We start from the raw sequence: 17,932 nt of genomic DNA, 5'->3' as shown, positions 1-17,932 counted from the left end.
CATGAGCGACAAACTTCGATCCGTCAACGGTCTCGACTTCGCGATCGCCGACATCAACCTGGCCGAGGCCGGCCGTCACCAGCTGCGTCTCGCCGAGCACGAGATGCCGGGCCTGATGTCGCTGCGCGAGGAGTTCGGCGCGTCCAAGCCGCTGACCGGCGCGCGGATCGCCGGTTCGCTGCACATGACCGTGCAGACCGCCGTCCTGATCGAGACGCTGGTCGCGCTCGGCGCCGAGGTGCGCTGGGTGTCCTGCAACATCTTCTCCACGCAGGACGAGGCTGCCGCCGCGGTCGTCGTCGGCCGTGAGGGCACCGTCGACGCCCCCACTGGCGTCCCGGTCTTCGCCTGGAAGGGCGAGTCCCTGGAGGAGTACTGGTGGGCGACCACCCAGCTCTTCGACTTCGGCAACGGCCAGGGCCCGAACATGATCCTGGACGACGGCGGCGACGCGACCCTGCTGGTGCACAAGGGTGTCGAGTTCGAGGCGGCCGGCGCGGTTCCGTCGACCACCGAGAACGACAGCCACGAGTACTCGATCATTCTGGACACCCTGCGTGCCAGCCTGGCCGAGGACCCGCAGCGGTTCACCAAGATCGCGTCGGAGATCCGCGGCGTGACCGAGGAGACCACCACCGGTGTGGCCCGGCTCTACAAGCTGGCCAAGGAGGGCACGCTGCTCTTCCCGGCGATCAACGTCAACGACGCGGTCACCAAGAGCAAGTTCGACAACAAGTACGGCATCCGCCACTCCCTGGTCGACGGCCTGAACCGGGCCACCGACGTGATGCTGGGCGGCAAGCTGGCGCTGGTCTGCGGTTACGGTGACGTCGGCAAGGGCGCGGCGGAGACGCTGCGCGGCCAGGGCGCCCGCGTCGTCGTGACCGAGGTCGACCCGATCTGTGCGCTGCAGGCGGCGATGGACGGCCTGCAGGTCGCCCGGATCGAGGACATCGTCGGCGAGGTCGACATCTTCGTGACGACCACCGGCGGCACCGACATCATCACGGTCGAGCACCTGTCGGCGATGAAGCACAACGCGATCGTCGGCAACGTCGGTCACTTCGACGACGAGATCGACATGGCGGGCCTGAACAAGGTGGCCGGCATCGAGAAGATCGAGATCAAGCCGCAGGTGCACGAGTGGCGCTTCCCGGACGGGCACTCGGTGATCGTGCTCTCCGAGGGCCGGCTGATGAACCTGGGCAACGCCACCGGCCACCCCAGCTTCGTGATGTCGGCGTCGTTCACCAACCAGGTGATGGCCCAGATTGAGCTCTGGACCAAGCCGGGCGAGTACGAGAAGCAGGTCTTCGTCCTGCCGAAGCACCTGGACGAGAAGGTCGCGCGCCTGCACCTGGACGCGCTGGGCGTGAAGCTGACCACGCTGACCAAGAAGCAGGCGGAGTACCTGGGCGTGGACGTCGAGGGCCCGTTCAAGCCGGAGCACTACCGCTACTGAGTTATAAGCAGTAGATAGTCCCTCTATGTCGGTTTCGGTGCAGTTAACCTGCGCTTACCGACATAGGGGGACTTTTCTATGCTCACGCGACGCCTCGCGACAGTGTTCTGTGTGACCGCGGCCCTGCTCGCGCCCACCACCGCGGCTCAGGCGGTCCGCCGCCTCGACCCGGACGCCGCTTTCCTGCGCACCGCCCACCAGGGCAATCTCGCCCAGATCACGCTCGGCCGGATCGCCGCCCGCAAAGCCTCCAGCCCGGCGCTGCGTCGCCTCGGCGCCCGCTTCGCCGCCGACAGCGCCCGCCTCGACCTGGCCGTCCGGGCCGCCGCCCAGCGCCTCGACGTCCCGCTGGACCAGGAGCCGAACAGCACCGTCCAGCAGAGCGTGCTGGTCTACCGGTCGGCTCCGGACGCCGATTTCGACCAGCTCTTCGTCTCCAGCCAGGCGATGCTGCACGAGAGGGCCGCCCGGGTGGTCCGCGCCGAGCTCACCGACGGCGACGAGGTCGCGGCCCGGCAGGTCGCCCGCCGCACTCTGACCGTCATCCGGCGCCACCGTGCCTCGCTGGGTCAATTCGGCCAGTAGTCCGGCGGATATCCCGATCACGTCATCGACCTGCCACAACGGCGTGACCGGGAATAGCGAAGAATAGGGAGATGAGCCACGAGGAGACCCTTCTTTTCGGTCTGGGGGCCATCGCGATCATCGTGCTGGTCCACTGGATCACCGGGAAGACCGGCCTGCCCGCCGCCGTCCTGCTGACCGTCGCCGGGATCATCTACGCGTTCCTGCCCGGCGAGAACTTCGAGATCGAACCCGACGTGATCTTTACGTTCATTCTTCCGCCGCTGCTCTACAACGCGGCGCTGGACTCATCGCTGCTCGACATCAGGCGCAATCTGCGTACGGTGATCAGCCTGTCGGTCGCCCTGGTGATCGTCACCGCGTTCCTGGTCGGCTTCGGGCTCTCGCTCGCGGTCGGCGGCGTCACCCTGGCCGCCGGGATCGCCCTGGGCGCCGCCGTCGCGCCTCCCGATCCGGTCGCCGCGCTGGCCGTCGGCCGCAAGGCCGGCCTGCCGCCGCGGCTGATCACCCTGATCCAGGGCGAGGGCCTGCTCAACGACGCCACCGCGCTGACCATCCTGCTGGTGGCCCAGCAGGTCGCGATCGGCAAGGAGGAGTTCACCTTCACCAACACGGCCGGGAAGTTCGTGGTCATGGCGGTCGGCGGCGTGGTCGTCGGCGTCGCGGTCGCCTACCTCGTCCGGCTCCTGCGGGTGCTGCGCGCCGACCCGCTGACCGCCAACGCGATCTCGCTGATCACCCCGATGGCCGCGTTCCTGCTCGCCGAGCACTACCACCTCTCCGGGGTGCTGGCGGTCGTGGTGGCCGGCCTGATCATCGGCCACGACACCCCGCGCTATGCGACCGGCGCCAGCCGCCTGCAGACCGCCGCTGTCTGGCGCTTGATCGACTTCCTGCTGGAGGGTGCGGTCTTCCTGCTGATCGGCGTCCAGATGAGCAAGGTGCTGGAGGAGCTGCACGAGTACGAGACCAGCGACATCGTGATCGCGGTGAGCGTCACGCTCGCCGTCGTGCTGCTGTTGCGCCCGCTCTGGCTGGTGCTGACCCAGCTGCTGCCCCGCTCGCTGCATACCCGTCTCGGTGGTGAGGACGAGGAGGAGGGCGAGGACCTGCCGAAGGGCAAGCGCAAGGAGAGGTCGCTCGGCGGCCGCGAGTCCATCGCGCTGAGCTGGGCCGGCACCCGCGGCGTGATCACGCTCGCCGCGGTCTACAGCTTGAACACCAACATCCCGAACCGCGGCCTGCTGGCGTTCTGCGCCTTCGCGGTGGTGCTGGTCACGCTGATCGGCCAGGGTCTGACGTTCGCGCCGCTGGTCCGGCGGCTCGGCCTGCGGGCGAACCAGACCGACAAGGCGCGGCTGCGCAACGAGGCACGCTCGGCAGCGGTGCGCGCCGCACTGAACCGGCTCGACGACATCCAGGGTGAGCAGCACGACAACGTCGAGGACGAGGCGATGGAGACCATGCGCAAGCAGCTCCAGATCCGCCTGGACCGCTACCGGCACCGGCTCGACCTGCTGGAACAGGTCGACACCCCGGAGTTGCCACCGTCCCCGCAGTACGAGGCGGCGCTGATGGTCCGCCAGGCGGTGATCGACGCCGAGCGCGAGGAGCTGCTGCGCTGGCGCGACGCCGGCCGGCTCGACGACGAGAACCTGCGGGTGCTCAACCGGGAGCTCGACCACGAGGAGCTGGTGCTGCCGAAACGCGGCAAGGCGCACTGACCCGCTGATCAGGCCGGCGGTGACACCGCCGACCCTCCGGCTGGTTCTCCCCGTGGTTTCCGAGCCTCAGGACCACGGTGAGAACCAGCCGATGCTTGTCACGCGGGGATGTCGCGGCGGCGCAGGGCGGCCAGTCCCGTCGCGGCGATCAGGACCGCGATCAGGATCAACACGATTTCCGGTACGGCGGAGAAGCTCGCCGCCGGCAACTGCGGCACGTGGGTGAAGGGCGACACGTCCATCGCCCACTGCGGGAACTCCAGCAGTGGCCCGACCAGCAGGATCAGCAGGCTCACCGCCACCGTCCCCCACGCGACGGCGGCGAACCGCGGCACCGCCCCGACCAGCAGCACGGTCACCGCGCCCAGCACCCAGATCGCGGGCAGTTGCGCCAGCGCGGCACCGAGCACCGGCCCGGGGTCGCCGAAGGTCAACCCCGCCGCCGCGCCCTGCACGGCCATCGCCACGGCCGGCCCGAGCAGCGCGAAGAGCAGGTGGCCGGCGGCCCACGACGTACGCCCGACGGCAGTTCCGAGGATCAGCTCGGCATGCCCGTTCTGCTCCTCGTCGCGCATTCGCAGCGTCGCCTGGATCGCGTAGAGCGAGACGACCAGCGCGCAGATCCCGGTCGTGGACGCGAAGTACGCGTCGGTGATCGATCCCGACCCACCGATCTTGCTGAACGTGTCGGCCACTTCGTTGCTGGTCGCGGCGAGCTGCACCACGCTCGTGCCGACCCCGCCGAAGACCACGCCGAGCGCGGCGAACCCGGCTGTCCAGCCCAGGAGCAGCCCCCGGTGCAGCCGCCAGGCCAGACCGAGCGGCGAGGAGAGGCCGGCGCCGGCGTGTGCCGGGCCCAGTCGTGAGGCGAGCAGGCCGGCGCCCAGGTCGCGGCGGGCGAGCAGGACCCCGGCCACGGCGACGGCCATCACCGTGCCCAGCAGGGCGATGACCGCGGGAGCCCAGTTGTCCTCGCCGTACGGGATGATCTTCTGCGCCCAGCCGAGCGGTGACAGCCAGGACAGCCAGGCCAGCCGCCCGTCGCCGATCGCGGAGATGTCCCCGCCCATCCGCAGCACGAAGGAGATCCCGAGCACCAGCACCGCGGTCATCCGGGCGCCCCGGGAGCTGGTGGTGAGCTGCGCGGCGATCGCGGCCACGCCGGCGAAGAGCCAGGCGCTGAGCGTGAACAGCGCACCGAACGCGATCGAGCCCTCGCGCGGCTCACCGGCCCCGATCATCGAGCCGGTCACCAGCAGGCCGATCATCAGCCCGCTGAGCATGGTGACGAGCAGCGCGGCGGCGAGCTGGGCCCACCGGCCGACGACCGTGGCGCGGAGCAGGTCGCTGCGCCCGGCCTCCTCCTCGGCACGGGTGTGCCGGATGACGGTGAGCAGCGCGGCCAGCCCGATCATCACCGGGACGAACCCGGAGCGCCAGACGACGAGTTCGCCGAGGCTGTCGCCGGAGAGCGGGCCGTAGAGCCCGGCGAACCCCGCGTTGGCCCCGCTGACGTGCGCGTATTCCAGCCGCTCGGCATCGGTGGTGAACAGCTTCTGGAAGCCGGCGAGGTAGAGCTGCGGCAGCAGGCCCAGAAGGAGCACCCAGATCGGTAGGACCACCCGGTCCCGCCGCAGGATGAGCCGCACCAGCCGGCCGGTGCCGGTCATCGGGGGCTTCCGTTCCCGGTGCGGGTGTAGTGCCGCAGGAACAGCTCCTCCAGCGACGGCGGCTGGCTGACCAGGCTGCGCACTCCGGCCGTGACCAGGGAGCGCAGCGCCGGCTCGAGCCCGTCGGCGTCCACGTCGAACGCCACCCGCCCGTCCGCGCTGGTCAGGTCGTGCACCCCGGCGATGCCGGCCAGGCTGTCGACCGGGCCGGTCAGCTCGGCGCGGATCGTGGTCCGGGTCAGGTGCCGCAGGTCGTCGAGCGTGCCGGTCTCCACCGAGCGGCCGTCGCGGATGATCGTCAGCCGGTCACAGAGCGCCTCCACCTCGGCCAGGATGTGGCTGGAGAGCAGCACGGTCCGGTCACCACGGCTCTTCTCCTGCAGGATGACCTCCCGGAACACCTCCTCCATCAGCGGATCCAGCCCGGAGGTCGGCTCGTCGAGCATCAGCAACTCGACGTCGGAGGCGAGGGCGGCGATCAGCGCCACCTTCTGACGATTTCCCTTCGAGTACGTCCGGCTCTTCTTCCGTGGATCCAGCTCGAACCGCTCGATCAGGTCGTCGCGGCGCCGCGGATCGAGGCCGCCCCGCAACCGGCCGAGCAGGTCGATCACCTCGCCACCGGTGAGGTTGGGCCAGAACGTGACGTCGCCGGGCACGTACGCCAATCGTCTGTGCAGTTTCGTCGCGTCGGCCCAGGGGTCGCCGCCGAGCAGGCGCACGCTGCCGCCGTCGTTGCGCATCAGCCCGAGCAGGATGCGGATGGTGGTGGTCTTGCCGGCGCCGTTGGGGCCGAGGAAGCCGTGCACCTCCCCGGTCCGGACCGTCAGGTCGAGCCCGTCGAGGGCCGTGACCTTCCCGAATCGCTTGATGAGACCCTCAGCGTCGATCGCTGTCCCGCCGCCACCTCCGCTTCGCTCCGGCTCGACGTGACGCGCTGAGCTAGCCGATTTCCTCGCGAGCTCGCTCATTGGTGCTCTCCCCTTCGTGGAGTGCGAGCCGATCCAGCGCCTGCATGGCCTGGCCGGCCTGTTCCGGGGTGAGCAGCGACTGCCGGAAGATCTCCACCGCGGCACGGTTCATGCGCAGCCAGCCGGGCATGACGCGGACGTCCTCACCGAGCACGTTCGAGAGCTGCTCGTGCATGAGGAACATGCCCATCTTCATGGCGGCGATCACGGCGACGAACGCGTGCGGGTCGGCGCTGTCGATGCCGGCCTTCTCCAGCCAGAAGCTGCCCCGGTCGATGGACTCGGCGAACAGCCTCATCCCGGTCGGCGAGCCGTCCATCAGCGATCGCACCAGATAGCGCTGGAGGATCATCGTGTCCGGCGGGAGAGCGCCGATCAACTGGGTCTCGGCGAATCGGATCTGCAGCTCGGCGACGCGGCTCGTGGCCCACTCGTCGCAGGCGTCGCGCAGCCCTTCCTTCGACCCGAAGTGGTGCCGGAGCAGGCCGGAGGAGACCCCGGCGGCCTGCGCGATGTCCCGGATCGTCGCGCCGGCGACGCCCTTCTCGGCGAAGAGGCCGATGGCGGCGTCCCGGATCCGGGCCCGCGCGGTCAGATCGCTGTCACTACTCACCTGTGTAGGGTACTACACAAGCGTGTAGCAACAATACCCGTCAATCTCCGGCGTTGATCGTCGCCTCGGTGACCGCGCCGCTGGTGAGTTTCCAGCGCTGGAGCAGCTCGCCGTAGGTGCCGGTGCTGATCAGTCGCGTGAGCGCCGCCTGCAGGGCGTCCCGCAGCGCGGGGTTGTCCTTGGCCACCGCGATGCCGTAGAGGCCGGGTTCGTACTGCTGCTCCGAGGCGAGCTGGTAGTAGGCGTCCGTCAGCGAGTCGGTGACCAGCGCGACCGCCGGCGGGTAGTCGAGCAGCAGCGCCACCGCACGCCCGGTCCGCAACCGCAGCAGCGCATCCGCGCCGGTCCGGCCGACGTCCAGGGTCATCGGCCGCGCACCGCACTGCTCCTGGCCACGGCGCAGCATGTCCTCCTGGACGGTGCCCGCCTCGACCGCGACCCGCTGCCCGCACAGCCCGGCCAGATCGGTGATCCGCCGCGGATTCCCACGCTGCACCAGGATCGCCGAGCCGGTCGTGAAGTAGTTGACGAAGTCCGCCTGCTTCTCCCGGCGCGCGGTGTCGGTCATCGACGAGAAGACCCCGTCGTAGGTTCCCTTGGCGACCTCGTCGAGCGCCGTCGCGAAATCGCCGAACACCATCTCGACCCTGATGCCGAGCACCGCACCGAGTGCTGCGGCGAGATCCGGCTCGAAGCCGATGATCGTCCTGCCGTCCGCGGCGAAGTGCTCCATCGGCGCGTAACTGGCGTCGGTCACCAACCGCACGAAGCCACGGTCGCGGGCACTCTGCGGCAGCATCGCGTGCAGGCTCTCGTCGACGGTCACCGCGCCGGTGAGGTCCAGGCCGGCGCTCGCGGTGGACTCGGCCGCCGACTCGGCGCAGCCACCGGCCGCGAGCACGGCCAGTACGCCGGCGACGGTCACGACACGACGGAAGACGTTCATCGGGCGGTCCTCTCGGTGATCGGTTCGGCAATCGGCTCGACAGCGACCTGCGGCCACGGCACCGGGCGGCCGTAGAGGTAGCCCTGCGCCTCGTCGCACCCGGCGTCGACGAGCCAGCGGTGGATCTCCACGGTCTCCACGCCCTCGGCGGTGACCCGGCTGCCCAGGCCGTGCGCCAGCTCGATCACCGAGCGGACGATCGCCTGGCTCTGCGGGTCGGCATCGACGTCCGCGACGAACGCCCGGTCGATCTTGATCTCGCTGATCGGCAGGCCCCGCAGGTGCGACAGGCTGGTGTATCCGGTCCCGAAATCGTCGACCGAGATGCCGACGCCCAGCGCGCCCAGCTCCTTCACCGCCCGGACGGCGTTGTCCGCGTCCCCGGCCAGCGCGGTCTCGGTGACCTCCAGCATCAGCCGGTCCGGCCGGGCGCCGGTCTCGGCGAGCAGCGCCGTGACGTAGCCGACGAACCCGGGCGCGTCGAGGTTGCGGGCCGACACGTTGACCGAGAGCGTCCAGTCCTGCCCGGTCGCGGTCCAGCCGGCCTGGTCGATCAGCGCGCGGCGCAGCACCCATTCGGTGAGCGGCGCGATCAGGCCGGAGTGCTCGGCGGCAGGCAGGAACTCGCAGGGCGGCAGCAGCCCGCGCTCCGGGTGCTGCCAGCGGACCAGCGCCTCCACGCCGTTGATCCCGGCACCCGGCAGGCCGACCTTGGGCTGGTACCAGAGCACCAGCTCGTCGCGCTCCAGGGCGTGCCGGAGTTCGGCCTGGACCTTCAGCCACTGGTGCGGGTGCCCGGCCGCCCCGCCGGCGAACACCACGATGTCCTCGGCGCCACGTTTGCCCTGGTACATCGCGGCGTCGGCGCGCACCTTGAGCGTCTGCAGGTCCAGGCCGTGCTCGGGGTAGAGCGCGATGCCGAAGCTGGCCTCCATGTTCAGCGGCACGCCGTCGAGCACCAGCTCCTCGGCGACCGACGTACGCAGCCGTTCCAGCAGCGCCACCGTCCGCGCGGCGTCGCGCCCGGGCAGCAGCAGGGCGAACTCGTCGCCGCCCAGCCGCGCCAGCACGTCGCCCTCCGCCAGCCCGGCGCGCATCCGGTCGGCCACCACCCGCAGCAGCTCGTCGCCGGCGTGGTGGCCGAGAGTGTCGTTGACCTCCTTGAACCGGTTGAGGTCGAGCAGCACCACCGCGCCGTGCCCGCCGTCGCGACCGGCGGCCGCGAGCACCGCCTCGGCCCGGTCGCGGTATTCGGCCCGGTTCGGCAGGCCGGTCAGCATGTCGTGGGTGGCGTTGTACTCCTGGCGGGCCGCGTACCGGCTCAACGACCGCGTCGTCCACCACGCCAGCAGCGCCAGGACCAGGTAGAGCGCGGCCAGTCCCAGGGCGATTCGCCGGGTCACGCCGTTGAGCTGCTCCCGCATCTGGGCGGCGATGCCCTGGAACGGCAGATACAGCTCCAGGACCCCGAGAGCCTGCCCGGAGGCGCCGGCCACCAGCGGCTGCACCACCCGGATCACCTCGTGCCCGGGCCCACCGATGACCTTGACGCGTGACGCGCCGGTGGTCGCGGCCCGGAAATCCGGATCCGACACCGCCAGCCCGCCGCCGGTGGCGCCGTCGTCGGAGAAGACCACCTGGCCGGCGAAGCCGCGCACCCGCAGCCGCAGCACCGACCCGTGGAAGACCGCCAGCTCGGTGGCGCGGCGCAGTCCTTCGAGCTGGCTGGTGGTCAGCCCGTCCTCCAGGTCGGCGCCGTCCAGTGACGGCGTGACCGCCATCTCGGCGATCACCCGGGCCTGTGCCAGTCCCTGCCGGCGGCCCTGCTCGGAGGCGTCCCGGCGATACCCCTGCCACATCACCGCGCCGAGCACCATCACCGGCACCAGGCTCGCGGCGGCATAGGTCACGAACAGACGCCGACCGGTCCGAGCGCCTGTCCGCCGAGATGACCGGTGCAACCACATGCGTGACTGATCGACGCCGGACGGTACGGGCTGAGAGTTTCACCGCATCCCCGGCCCCGCCACGCCGTTTCACAGCCTGTGGATAACTCCCGTCATCCTGTGGATAGAGCTGTGGAAAAGGCGGGTCACGGCGGCGGGGCGGCACCCGTCATGATCGCCACCGCGTCCGACATCGAGTGCGAGGACGGCGTGATCACCGCGATCCGCCGGCCCAGCCGCTGGATGTGGATGCGGTCCGCGACCTCGAAGACGTGCGGCATGTTGTGACTGATCAGGATCACCGGCAGCCCCCGGTCCCGCACGTCGCGGATCAGCTGCAGCACCCGGTTGCCCTCCTTCACGCCGAGCGCCGCGGTCGGCTCGTCGAGGATCACCACCTTGCTGCCGAACGCGGCCGCCCTGGCCACCGCGACCGCCTGCCGCTGACCACCGGAGAGCGACTCGACGGCCTGCCCGATGTTCTGCAGGGTGGCGACGCCGAGCTCGCTCATGTGCCGGGCCGCCTCCTCGCGCATGTGCTTGCGGTCCAGCATCCGGAAGATCGACCCCAGCGGGCCGGGCCGGCGCTGCTCCCGCCCCAGGAACAGGTTGTCGGCGATGTCCAGGCCGGGCGCGACGGCGAGGGTCTGGTAGACGGTCTCGATGCCGGCCGCACGAGCCTCCATCGGATTGCGGAACTGCACTGGCGCGCCGTCGAGTCGCATCTCGCCGCTGTCCGGGATGAGGGCACCGGACAGTGCCTTGATCAGACTGGACTTGCCGGCGCCGTTGTCACCGATCACGGCGAGGATCTCGCCCGGCATCAGCTCGAGGTCGCTGCCGTCGATCGCGACCACCCGGCCGTACCGCTTGACAAGCCCTTTCGCCTCCAGGACGGGCGTGCCGGAAGCTTCGGAGGCGGTCATGCCTTCACCTTCCTGATCCACTGGTCCAGCGAGACCGCGACCAGCACCAGCAGCCCGATCGCGAACCCCTGCCAGACCACCTCGACGCCGGCCAGCTGCAACCCGTTGCGGAAGACACCGACGATCAGCGCGCCGATCAGGGTCCCGATCACCCCGCCGCGACCGCCGAAGAGGCTGGTCCCGCCGAGCACCACGGCGGTGATCGAGTCCAGGTTGTACTCCGTGCCGACGTTCGGGCTGGCCGAGGCGAGCCGTCCGATCAGGATCCAGCCGCCGACGGCGTAGAGCAGCCCGGCCACCGTGTAGACCGAGAAGAACACCCGGTTTGTCCGGATCCCGGCCAGCCGCGCCGCCTCCGCGTCGTCCCCGGTGGCGTAGACGTGGCGACCCCACGCGGTCCTGCCCAGGGCGTAGTAGAAGAACCCGAAGAGCACGAGCATCAGGATCGAGCCGTACGTCAGTTGGAAGCTCCCGATCGAGATGGCGTCCCCGGTCCACGTCATCAGGCGCGGCATGTCCGATCCACGAACCGTCTCGCTGTTGCTGACCACGGAGTTCAGTGAGAAGAAGATGGTCAGCGTGCCGAGCGTGACGATGAACGGCGGCAGCTTGAGCCGGGTCACCAGCATCCCGTTGATCGCGCCCATCGCCGTCCCGCAGGCCAGCCCGAGCAGCAGCGCCAGCACCGCGGGCAGCCCGGCCTTGACGCAGAACTGGGCCATCAGGATCGAGGAGAAGACGGCGATCGCACCGGCCGACAGGTCGATGCCGGCGGTGAGGATGATCAGCGTCTGCCCGAGCGCGAGCGTGGCGATCACGGTGACCTGCACGAGCACCAGCGACAGGTTGGCCGCGGCGAAGAAGCGGGTGTTGACGATCGAGAACGCGATGATCGCCAGGATCAGCACGGCCAGCGGCCCGAGCACCGGGTTGCCGTGCAGCGTGTGCTGCAGGCGCAGGCCTGCCGAGTCGTGCCGGCGTACGTCGAAGTCGGTGGCGGCGGTCATGTCGGGACTTCACCCCCAGCAGTTCTGCTTGCCCCACGCGGAGTCCTTGGCCTCCACGCCGGTCTGCGGGTCGTCGGTGATCAGCTGGACGCCGGTGTCGATGAAGTCCTTGCCGGCGGTGTTCTGCGGTTTCGTGCCGTCGGTGGCGTACTTGGCGATCGCCTCGACGCCGAGCTGGGCCATCTTGATCGGGAACTGCATCGAGGTGGCGCCGATGACCCCGTTGGCGACGTTGTCCACGCCCGGGCACCCGCCGTCGATCGAGACGATCGTGACGTCGGAGGCGCCCTTGCCGGCCGCCTTCAGCGCCTGGTAGGCCCCGGCCGCGGCCGGCTCGTTGATCGTGTAGACCAGGTTGATCGACGGATCCTTCTGGAGCAGGTTCTCCATCGCGGTACGGCCGCCCTCCTCGTTCCCGTCGGTGACGTCGTGCCCGGCGATCCGCGGGTCGTTCTCGTCACCGATCCGGTTCGGGTCGCCGTTCGGGATCCCGAACCCCTCGAGGAAGCCCTGGTCCCGCTTGACGTCGACGGAGACCTGGTTCGGGTTCAGGTCGAGCATCGCGATCCTGGCCTGCTTGCCGTCCTTGGCGAACTTGGCCTTCGCCCACTCGCCGATCAGCTTTCCGGCCTGGTAGTTGTCGGTGGCGAAGGTGGCATCCGCGGCATCCGTCGGGTCCACCGGCGTGTCGAGGGCGATGACCAGCATGTTCGCCTTGTGGGCACGGTCCAGCGACGGCACGATCGCCTTCGAGTCGTTCGGCGTGATGAGGAAGCCCTTGGCGCCGAACGAGATGAGGTTCTCGATCGCCTGGACCTGAGCCTCGTTGTCGCCGTCCACCTTCCCGGCGAAGGTCTGCAGGTCGACGCCGACCGACCCGGCGGCGCTCTGGGCGCCCTTCTTCATGGTCACGAAGAACGGATTCGTGTCGGTCTTGGTGATCAGCCCCACGATCGGCTCACCGGTGCCCCGGCTGCAGGCCGCGCCGGCCAGCGCCAGCGTCATGCAGCTTGCGACCGCCATCAGCCTGCGCATGCCGCCTCCGCCACATCGAGGGACGCCGTTGCCTTGGAGTAGACGCCTCGGCTTACGGCATGTCAACACGCGGTTGCACGCTTGTTGCACAAAGTGATCGGGGGCCGCCCGTGGCGACCCCCGATCGACTACTCAGCGATTCAGTTGAAACTGTTCAGGTACACCGGCACGGTCGCCGTCCCCTGAGCCGCCGCCCCGGTGTTGTTGACGACGTGGTCGATCACGCCGTTGCCACCGAGCGACACGGTGAGCAGGTTGTGCAGCTTCACCCCGGAGTTCACCGGCACCTCGAAGCCGTTGTTCGAGTGGATGCTCGGGTTGACGTTGAAGTAGCAGTAGCTGCCCAGCGCCCACGCCTCGTGGCTGGTCACCGAGTCGGCCACCTTGTACGCGGCGTAACCGTTGGCCCCGGAGCGCCACGCCGCCTGCGTCGGCGGGTCGTACGGCTGCTCGTTCTGCAGGAAGTACGTCCGTCCGCCGTTGCCGTTCCAGATCACCTCGTACTTCTGGTAGTGCTCGACGAACAGGCCGTACGCGGTCACGTTCTGACCGTTCACGATCAGGCCGCTGTCGGCCGTGTTGACGGTCCAGCCGTACGTGCCGGCGTTGCCGTGGTCGGCCCGCCACGCCCAGATGTGGTCGATGATCGTGTTGTTGCTGTTCACCAGCAGGCTGTTGGTGGCCTTGCCGGCGATCGAGCCGCCGATCCGGAAGAACACGTCCTGGACCGTGGTCGGGTTCGCCGCGTGGTTCGCCGACGAGCCGTTCTGGCCGATGACCAGCAGGTTCGCCGAGTTGGTGGTGCCCGCGTCGAAGAGCAGGCCGGCCACCTTCACGCCGTCCACATCGGCCACCTGCATCGGGATGACGCCGTTGTCCGGGATGATCGTCGCGTAGCCCAGACCCATGACCACGGTGTTCGCCCGGGTCACGTTGATCGTCTGGTTCACGTGGTAGACGCCCGGCTGGAAGATCAGGTTGAGGCCCTGCGCGAGCGCCTGGTTGATCGTCGCCGCGCTGTCACCGGGCTTGGCCACGTAGAACTGGCTCAGCGGGATGCTGGTGCCCGGCGTGTTGCCGTTCGCCCAGCTGACCCCGGACGAGTTGGTCGACAGGTTCGGCACGAAGACCGCGTAGTTGCCGCCGTTGAGGTACAGGTACGGCTTCTCCCGGATGACCGGGGTCTGGTTGATCGTGGTGTACGGCGGGTTCGGGAAGCTGCTCGCCGGAGCACCCTGCACGCCGACGAACGTCTGGTTCCAGACCGCGTTGGAGTTCGAGCCGATCTGGCTGTTGCGGGTGAACCACTGCTGCTGCGAGTACTGACCCTCGACACCGCTGATCCGCGAGTCGGCGATGTAGCCACCGGACGCCCAGCCGTAGCCGTTCGGCGCCAGGTTCAGATCACCGTGGACGTCCATCCGGCGGAACGGCGCGGCCTGCGACACGGCCCAGCGGTCCGCGCCGGAGACCGGGTAGAGCGAGATGTTCTCGACCGAGCGCCAGAAGTTCTGGGTCGCGTTCCCCTGGAACCAGCCGGCGTCGACGGTGATGTCCCCGTTGATCCGCACGTCCTGCGGGTTCTGACCGAGACCGATCACCGAGGTGTTGAACCCGACCTGGATGTTCAGGCCGTTGTAGGTGCCCGGCTTGAACGCCAGCAGGTTGCGCTGGGTGCCGAACTGGTTCGTCTCCTGCTGCTTGAAGATCGCATCGGCCGTGGCCTGGATCGACGCGCTCGACATGCTCGGGTCGAAGACGGTGACCTGGGAGCCGAGGCTGCCGCCGCCGGGAACCGTCGGGCCGGACGGCGACGTGGTCGGGTCGGTCGGCGTGGTGGTGCCGCCGCCGAAGACCTTGAACTCCCACAGCGAGTAGCCGTAACCGGTGGTGCGCTGGGTGCCGTACATCCGGACGTAGCGCCCGGAACCGTTCACCGTCAGGTTCTGGTTCCCGCCGGTCGCCGTGGTCGTCGAGTAGATCGAGGTCCAGGTGCTCGCGTTGTTCGACACCTGGATCTCGAACGCCTTGGCCGCGGCGGTCTCCCAGCTGAGCTCGACCCGGGAGACGGCCTGCGTGCTGCCCAGGTCGACCTGCAGCCACTGCGGGTCGGAGAAGGCCGAGGCCCAGCGGGTTCCGGCATTGCCGTCGACGGCTTCCGAGGCGAGGTAGGCGCCGGCTGCCTCGGTGGACGACGCGGTCGCGGGCTTGCCCTGCGACAGCAGCGTCTCGGCGGCCGAGGCGCCGGTCATGGTGATTGCGGCATAACCGGCGACGACAGCGGCCGTCAGGCCGACTATCGCGCCGCTCCGCCAACGGGAGCGTCTCATGGGTTCTCCTAGGGGGACGGGACGGGGAACTAGGTACTGGGAGAGCGCTCACCCGGTGCCACGACGCTAAGAGTCGTTACCAATCGATGTCCAGGATGTTGCGAGGTTCCGGAACCGGTACCGAATGACCACCCAGTTACACAGGTCGCACCGCCGTCCACTACGTAAGCACTGCTCAGAGGCTCGTAACAATCGTCATGACGTGTTTCACAAACATCGATAACAGCTCTTCCGAAACCGGTTCCGCCGCCGCCTGCGAGAACACCCATACGGTACGGATGCGGATGTTCAGCCCAGTTGATGGTCCCGCTCCCATCGGGCTCACGGTCGGCGGGTCCCCACCACGACGGCCTGTCCCCCGGTCGCCGGAGGGCAGGATGAAGCCATGCGACTGACCTTGATCAGCGACACCCACGTACCGAAGCGCGCCCGCGATCTGCCGCCCGCGGTCTGGGCCGCGATCGAGGAGGCGGACGTCGTCCTGCACGCCGGCGACTGGGTGGACGTGACCCTGCTCGACCGGATCGAGGACCGCGCGACCCGGCTGATCGGCTGTTACGGGAACAACGACTTCGGCGATCTCCGCAGACGCCTCCCGGAGATCGCCCGGGCCGAGCTGGAGGGGGTTCGCTTCGCGGTCGTCCACGAGACCGGATCCGCCGACGGCCGGGAGCGGCGCTGCGCCGAGCGGTTCCCGGACGCCGACGTCCTGGTCTTCGGCCACTCCCACATCCCGTGGGACACCACCGCCGAAACCGGCCTGCGGCTGCTCAACCCGGGATCACCGACCGACCGGCGGCGGCAGCCCTATGCCACCTACATGACCGCCGAGGTCACCGCCGGCTCGCTGACCGACGTCACCCTTCACCGCCTGCCACCCCGCCCATGATCAGCCGACCCGCTCCCCGCCGACCCTCCGGCTGGCATTCAGGGCTCTTCCCAGCCCTTCCGGCAGCCCTCAGCACCAGCCGGCCGCTAACGGCTGGCGCTCAGGGCTGCGTCCGGCCGCTGCGGCAGCCCTCAGCACCAGCCGGTGCCGGCGGCGGACAGCAAACCGCCCCCGGGGAGAAATCCACGGGGGCGGCTGTGCGAACGACGATCAGGCGAGGCTGACCGACGGGTAGAGCGGGAACGGGGCGAGCAGCTCTGACGCCTGCTTCGAGATCCGGTCCGACAGCGCCGCGTCCAGCGTGAACTTCGCCTTCGACGACGGGTCCGGCGTGGTGCCGGCCAGAACCGTGTGAATCAGCTCGGCGATCTGATCCATCTCCGCGGCGCCGAGGCCACGCGACGTCAGAGCCGGGGTGCCGACGCGGATGCCGGACGTGTACCAGGCTCCGTTCGGGTCGGACGGGATCGCGTTGCGGTTGGTGACGATGCCACTGTCCAGCAGGGCCTGCTCCGCCTGGCGGCCGGTCAGCCCGAACGGGTGCACGTCGATCAGCACCAGGTGGTTGTCGGTGCCCCCGGAGACCAGCTGCACACCACGCTTGAGCAGGCCGTCGGCGAGCGCCTGGCTGTTGGTGACGATCTGCTGCGCGTACGTCGCGAACTCCGGCCGGCGTGCCTCCGCGAACGCGATCGCCTTGGCGGCCATCACGTGCGGCAGCGGACCGCCGAGCACCATCGGGCAGCCACGATCCACCTGCGACGACAGCTCCGGCTGGCACAACACGGCGCCACCGCGCGGGCCACGCAGGCTCTTGTGGGTGGTGGTGGTGACGATGTGCGCGTGCGGGATCGGGTTGTAATCCCCGGTGAAGACACCACCGGCGACCAGCCCCGCGAAGTGCGCCATGTCGACCATGAAGGTCGCGCCCACCTCGTCGGCGATCTCGCGCATCTTCGCGAAATTGACCTTCCGGGGGTACGCCGAGTAGCCGCCCACGATCACTGCGGGCTTGAACTCCTTGGCGGACTCCAGCAGCGCCTTGTAGTCGATCTGCCCGGTGGCCGGGTCCACCCCGTACGACCGCTGGTCGAACATCTTGCCGGAGATGTTCGGCCGGAACCCGTGGGTCAGGTGACCGCCGGCGTCCAGGGACATGCCGAGCAGCCGCTGGTTGCCGAACGCCTGCCGCAGCTCGGCCCACTCGGCGTCGGTCAGGTCGTTGATCTGCCGCTTCTCGAACTTCTTCAGGTACGGCACCTCGACGCGATCGGCCAGGATGGCCCAGTAGGCGACCAGGTTCGCGTCGATGCCGGAGTGCGGCTGCACATACGCATACGGCGCGTCGAACAGCGCCTTCGCATGCTCGACCGCGACGGACTCGACGGTGTCCACGTTCTGGCAGCCGGCGTAGAAGCGGCGCCCGATGGTGCCCTCGGCATACTTGTCGGACAGCCAGTTACCCATGGCGAGCAGGACGGCCGGCGAAGCGTAGTTCTCACTCGCGATCAGCTTCAGCGACTCCCGCTGATCGGCGAGCTCCTTCTCGATCGCGTCAGCGATGCGCGGCTCGACGGATCGGACCACCTCGAGGGCGGAGCGGAAAGCAGTGGATTCAGCGTTCAATTCAGGCACAGGACCTCCCTATCACGTAGCGAAGAGGCCCAGGCGCACGGCAGTCGTCATCTCGACGAGGCCGCTCCCCGATGGTCAACCATCCGAACGCGCCAGTCACGGCCTACCGCCCAGCATACCGGCGCCCCAGCCGAAGTTCACCTCGCTCACCCGCTCCGGGGCCGCCGGCCCGGAATTGGCCTCTGATTTCGGG

Annotated in this window: 14 protein-coding genes and 1 riboswitch; of the genes, 4 read left to right on the top strand and 10 right to left on the bottom strand. The window is 69.3% G+C overall.

The window, feature by feature from the left end; all coding sequences use genetic code 11:
* The first annotated feature begins 1 nt into the window (after position 1).
* The 3 genes from ahcY (at position 2) to Acy02nite_RS08590 (ending at position 3,771) form a co-directional block, all read left to right on the top strand.
* Entirely contained in the window at positions 2 to 1,462 is a 1,461-nt protein-coding gene (gene ahcY, locus Acy02nite_RS08600) for an adenosylhomocysteinase (RefSeq protein WP_203739308.1), read from the top strand.
* Between the two features lie 78 nt (positions 1,463 to 1,540).
* On the top strand, positions 1,541 to 2,047 hold the full coding sequence (locus tag Acy02nite_RS08595; RefSeq protein ID WP_203739307.1) for a DUF4142 domain-containing protein: 507 nt from the start codon (positions 1,541 to 1,543) through the stop codon (positions 2,045 to 2,047).
* 71 nt (positions 2,048 to 2,118) lie between these two features.
* Positions 2,119 to 3,771 (top strand): Na+/H+ antiporter, encoded by a 1,653-nt coding sequence (locus tag Acy02nite_RS08590; protein WP_203739306.1) that lies wholly within the window; start codon positions 2,119 to 2,121, stop codon positions 3,769 to 3,771.
* Between the two features lie 98 nt (positions 3,772 to 3,869).
* On the opposite strand, the gene Acy02nite_RS08585 is transcribed toward Acy02nite_RS08590, so the two are convergent.
* From Acy02nite_RS08585 to Acy02nite_RS08545, 9 genes are all read right to left on the bottom strand, one after another.
* The gene (locus tag Acy02nite_RS08585) at positions 3,870 to 5,441 is read right to left on the bottom strand and encodes an ABC transporter permease (protein ID WP_203739305.1); all 1,572 of its coding nucleotides are present in this window, start codon (positions 5,439 to 5,441) and stop codon (positions 3,870 to 3,872) included.
* Positions 5,438 to 6,412, bottom strand: coding sequence for an ABC transporter ATP-binding protein (locus Acy02nite_RS08580; RefSeq protein WP_239174472.1), 975 nt, complete (start codon positions 6,410 to 6,412; stop codon positions 5,438 to 5,440). Before Acy02nite_RS08580 ends, Acy02nite_RS08585 begins: the two co-directional genes overlap by 4 nt.
* Entirely contained in the window at positions 6,384 to 7,025 is a 642-nt protein-coding gene (locus tag Acy02nite_RS08575) for a TetR/AcrR family transcriptional regulator (protein WP_203739304.1), read from the bottom strand. Before Acy02nite_RS08575 ends, Acy02nite_RS08580 begins: the two co-directional genes overlap by 29 nt.
* 40 nt (positions 7,026 to 7,065) lie before the next feature.
* Positions 7,066 to 7,971 (bottom strand): ABC transporter substrate-binding protein, encoded by a 906-nt coding sequence (locus Acy02nite_RS08570; RefSeq protein WP_203739303.1) that lies wholly within the window; start codon positions 7,969 to 7,971, stop codon positions 7,066 to 7,068.
* Entirely contained in the window at positions 7,968 to 9,881 is a 1,914-nt protein-coding gene (locus Acy02nite_RS08565) for a putative bifunctional diguanylate cyclase/phosphodiesterase (protein ID WP_239174469.1), read from the bottom strand. Before Acy02nite_RS08565 ends, Acy02nite_RS08570 begins: the two co-directional genes overlap by 4 nt.
* 182 nt (positions 9,882 to 10,063) lie before the next feature.
* Positions 10,064 to 10,843, bottom strand: coding sequence for an ATP-binding cassette domain-containing protein (locus Acy02nite_RS08560; protein ID WP_203739301.1), 780 nt, complete (start codon positions 10,841 to 10,843; stop codon positions 10,064 to 10,066).
* Positions 10,840 to 11,850, bottom strand: coding sequence for an ABC transporter permease (locus Acy02nite_RS08555; RefSeq protein WP_203739300.1), 1,011 nt, complete (start codon positions 11,848 to 11,850; stop codon positions 10,840 to 10,842). Before Acy02nite_RS08555 ends, Acy02nite_RS08560 begins: the two co-directional genes overlap by 4 nt.
* A gap of 9 nt (positions 11,851 to 11,859) precedes the next feature.
* A complete protein-coding gene (locus Acy02nite_RS08550) occupies positions 11,860 to 12,885 on the bottom strand; it encodes a sugar ABC transporter substrate-binding protein (protein ID WP_203739299.1) in 1,026 nt (341 codons plus the stop codon).
* A gap of 140 nt (positions 12,886 to 13,025) precedes the next feature.
* On the bottom strand, positions 13,026 to 15,215 hold the full coding sequence (locus Acy02nite_RS08545; RefSeq protein ID WP_203739298.1) for a discoidin domain-containing protein: 2,190 nt from the start codon (positions 15,213 to 15,215) through the stop codon (positions 13,026 to 13,028).
* 385 nt (positions 15,216 to 15,600) lie between these two features.
* On the opposite strand from Acy02nite_RS08545, the gene Acy02nite_RS08540 reads away from it, so the two are divergent.
* Positions 15,601 to 16,104 carry a metallophosphoesterase family protein gene (locus Acy02nite_RS08540; RefSeq protein WP_203739297.1) on the top strand — a complete coding sequence of 168 codons (504 nt, stop codon included), beginning with the start codon at positions 15,601 to 15,603 and terminating at the stop codon, positions 16,102 to 16,104.
* A gap of 210 nt (positions 16,105 to 16,314) precedes the next feature.
* Here the strand turns inward: Acy02nite_RS08540 and Acy02nite_RS08535 are convergent, their stop codons facing one another.
* The gene (locus Acy02nite_RS08535) at positions 16,315 to 17,739 is read right to left on the bottom strand and encodes a glycine hydroxymethyltransferase (protein WP_203739296.1); all 1,425 of its coding nucleotides are present in this window, start codon (positions 17,737 to 17,739) and stop codon (positions 16,315 to 16,317) included.
* 20 nt (positions 17,740 to 17,759) lie between these two features.
* Positions 17,760 to 17,849: riboswitch (ZMP/ZTP riboswitch) on the bottom strand.
* Between the last annotated feature and the right edge of the window lie 83 nt (positions 17,850 to 17,932).

This window comes from Actinoplanes cyaneus, from assembly GCF_016862095.1.
In the GTDB taxonomy this organism is placed as follows: Bacteria; Actinomycetota; Actinomycetes; order Mycobacteriales; family Micromonosporaceae; genus Actinoplanes; species Actinoplanes cyaneus.
Note: the sequence above shows the minus strand (reverse complement) of the source record. Positions and strands in the feature narration are given on the sequence as shown.

Bases quoted from the DNA above. Each gene is read 5' to 3' on its own strand.
- Acy02nite_RS08540 (WP_203739297.1), top strand. From the start codon at position 15,601: ATGCGACTGACCTTGATCAGCGACACCCACGTACCGAAGCGCGCCCGC.
- Acy02nite_RS08590 (WP_203739306.1), top strand. From the start codon at position 2,119: ATGAGCCACGAGGAGACCCTTCTTTTCGGTCTGGGGGCCATCGCGATC.
- Acy02nite_RS08570 (WP_203739303.1), bottom strand. From the start codon at position 7,971: ATGAACGTCTTCCGTCGTGTCGTGACCGTCGCCGGCGTACTGGCCGTG.
- Acy02nite_RS08585 (WP_203739305.1), bottom strand. From the start codon at position 5,441: ATGACCGGCACCGGCCGGCTGGTGCGGCTCATCCTGCGGCGGGACCGG.
- Acy02nite_RS08545 (WP_203739298.1), bottom strand. From the start codon at position 15,215: ATGAGACGCTCCCGTTGGCGGAGCGGCGCGATAGTCGGCCTGACGGCC.
- Acy02nite_RS08550 (WP_203739299.1), bottom strand. From the start codon at position 12,885: ATGCGCAGGCTGATGGCGGTCGCAAGCTGCATGACGCTGGCGCTGGCC.
- Acy02nite_RS08595 (WP_203739307.1), top strand. From the start codon at position 1,541: ATGCTCACGCGACGCCTCGCGACAGTGTTCTGTGTGACCGCGGCCCTG.
- Acy02nite_RS08555 (WP_203739300.1), bottom strand. From the start codon at position 11,850: ATGACCGCCGCCACCGACTTCGACGTACGCCGGCACGACTCGGCAGGC.
- Acy02nite_RS08560 (WP_203739301.1), bottom strand. From the start codon at position 10,843: ATGACCGCCTCCGAAGCTTCCGGCACGCCCGTCCTGGAGGCGAAAGGG.
- ahcY (WP_203739308.1), top strand. From the start codon at position 2: ATGAGCGACAAACTTCGATCCGTCAACGGTCTCGACTTCGCGATCGCC.
- Acy02nite_RS08580 (WP_239174472.1), bottom strand. From the start codon at position 6,412: ATGAGCGAGCTCGCGAGGAAATCGGCTAGCTCAGCGCGTCACGTCGAG.